Genomic DNA, 2856 nt, shown 5'->3' on the forward strand with positions numbered 1-2856 from the left:
TTGTTGCTTCGTCATTTCATTCCTCGCAATAACGGGCGAAAAGATTCGTCCAGAAACAAAAACACCGCCTTCAGGCGGTGTTTTCGGGGTTCAAAAAACAGTCCTGGAATTATTCGCTAATCGCCTTGGTTTCCAAAAAGTCCTCAAAGCCAAACTCGCCCCACTCGCGCCCGTTACCGGACTGCTTGTAGCCACCGAACGGGGAGGAGAACATGTGCGGCGCACCGTTGACTCGCACCATGCCTGCACGCAGACGACGGGTGACGCGCTTGGCGCGCTCTTTATCGCCTGTTTGCACGTAGGCCGCCAATCCGTAGGGCGTGTCGTTGGCAATTTCGATGGCTTCTTCTTCGCTACTGTAGGGAATCAGCGTCAGCACCGGGCCAAACACTTCTTCGCGGGCGATGGTCATCTGATTGTTAACGTCGGCGAAGATAGTCGGCTTGGTGAAGTGACCGGTTTCCAGTCCCTCCGGCTTGCCCGGACCACCAGCGGCCACACGGGCGCCTTCGGCAATCGCGGCTTCGATCATACCCTGCACTTTTTCAAAATGCGGACGGCTCACCAGCGGGCCGATGTGCTCGCCTTTTTGATCGGACTTGCCCACCTTCACAGCGTTCGCCGCTTCGGCGGCAATGGCCACAGCTTCTTCGTAGCGATCGGCGGGGATCAGCATACGGGTCGGCGCGTTACAGGACTGACCCACGTTATCCATGCAGTCTTCCACGCCTTTGGTGACCGCAGCTTTCAGATCGGTGTCACCAAAGATAATGTTCGGTGATTTACCGCCCAACTCCAGCGCCACCCGCTTAACGGTGTCGGCCGCCGCTTTGGAAATGGCGGTACCGGCGCGAGTTGAACCAGTGAACGACACCATATCAATGTCGGCGTGAGAGGAAATCGCAGAACCCACACCTGGGCCATCGCCGTTGATCATGTTGTAAACACCAGCCGGAACGCCGGCATCGTCCATGATCTGGCTGAACACATAGGCCGACAGCGGCGCGATCTCACTGGGCTTGAGCACCATGGTGCAGCCTGTCGCCAACGCCGGCGCTACCTTGCAGGCGATCTGATTGATCGGCCAGTTCCACGGGGTGATAAAACCACACACACCGATCGGCTCTTTGACGATGGTGGCGTTGCCTTTTTGGCTCTCAAATTCAAATTCTTTCAGTTCAGCCAGAGCGGTGGCGATATGACCAGCGCCAGTGGCCGCCTGATCAGACGCGGCGAAATCGATGGGCGCGCCCATTTCTTGAGAAATCGCCTCGGCCATTTCGTCGTAGCGATCTTTGTAGGCCTTGAGCACGCGCTCGAGCAGCTCAATGCGCTCTTCTCGGCTGCTGCTGCCAAAGGTATGGAAAGCAGAGCGGGCGGCGGCAACGGCGCGATCTACGTCTGCAGCCGAACCCAGACTGATGACGCCAATTTGCTCTTCGGTCGATGGGTTTTCCACCGCAAAGTCGTTGGCGGTGATTGGATTGACCCACTGACCATTGATGTAGAACTGACGGTAATCTTTCATCTTTTACTCCAAATTCATTGCGGCCCCAGGCGTCAAACTGCCCGAATCAGGCAGCTCAGCTGCCGTATAAACCGAATAATAACTCAATTTAAGTTGCGGGAAAACCAGCCTTACAACTCATCCAGTAACTTGTAGTACAGCATCCCCAGTGCAAAGCTCGGGGTGCGCAGCAGTTTTCCGCCCGGGAAAGACCAGTGCTTGATCTTGGCAAACACATCAAACCGCTCCGCCTGACCGGCAATCATCTGCGCGGTGATCCGTCCCATCATGTGGGTAGGCGCCACACCGTGACCGGAATAGGCCTGTATATAATAGACGTTGCCCTGTAAACGCCCCAGTTGCGGCATGCGATTCATGCCAATTCCCATCTGCCCGCTCCAGCCATGGGTGAGTTTCACCCCCTCAAGCGTGGGGAAGACGTTCAACATCTTCCTGGTCATCACACCAAACAGATCCTTCGGCTCGCGACCCGTGTAGTTGGAGAGGCCCCCAAACAGCAGACGGTTGTCCGCCGTCAAACGGTAGTAGTCCAGCGCCGTGCGCGGATCGCACACCGCCCGGTTACCCGGCATGATCGACGCGGCCTGCTCGTCGGTCAGGGGCTCGGTGGTGATCACCGAGCTGTTGGACGGCAGTACCTTGGCGCTGATCTTGGGCGCCAGGTCGCCCAAATAGGCGTTGCCCGCCAGCACCAGATGTTTCGCTTTGACCGAGCCCTGATCGGTGTGAACTTCCGGGTTATCCCCCTGAACGATACGGGTGACGCGGGATTGCTCAAAAATCCGCGCGCCCAGATTTTCAGCAGCGCGGGCTTCACCAATGCACAAATTCAGCACATGGCAGTGGCCGTGGCCGGTGCGGTTGAGCATCCCGCCAACATAAAGATCAGAACGCACTTCCGACTGCAATTGCTGCTTGTCGAGCATTTCCATGGCATGAGGATAGCCCATGCGCTCCTGATAGGCCTTCTCGGCCTCAAATTCCTTCATGTGACGGGGTTTTAACGCCACATCGCAATAGCCCCAGGTGAGATCACAATCGATCTGATATTTCTTCACCCGCTCGCGAATGATGTCGCAGCACTCCACGCCCATATCGTAGATGGCGCGCACGCCTTCTTTGCCAATGGTTTTTTCGAACTGTTCCAGCGAGTGACCGATACCGCCAATGACCTGACCGCCGTTGCGACCGGTGGCACCCCAGCTGATGCGATTGGCCTCCAACAGCACCACCGAGTAGCCTCGCTCAGCCAGTTCCAGCGCGGTGTTCACACCGGTAAAACCGCCGCCGACAATAGCGACATCGGCTTCAATATGACCCTTGAGGGC

The 2856-nt window shown here is 57.1% G+C and carries 2 protein-coding genes; both read right to left on the minus strand.

The features are described 5' to 3' along the window. Positions 1 to 109: 109 nt before the first annotated feature. Positions 110 to 1528, minus strand: coding sequence for an aldehyde dehydrogenase family protein (locus ACTG33_RS16905; protein ID WP_439136407.1), 1419 nt, complete (start codon positions 1526 to 1528; stop codon positions 110 to 112). Positions 1529 to 1638: 110 nt separating this feature from the next. Continuing rightward, positions 1639 to 2856 (minus strand): NAD(P)/FAD-dependent oxidoreductase (locus tag ACTG33_RS16910; RefSeq protein ID WP_439136409.1); only part of this gene is annotated, 1218 nt, incomplete at its 5' end.

The organism is Pseudomaricurvus sp., assembly GCF_965662505.1.
GTDB lineage: Bacteria > Pseudomonadota > Gammaproteobacteria > Pseudomonadales > Cellvibrionaceae > Pseudomaricurvus.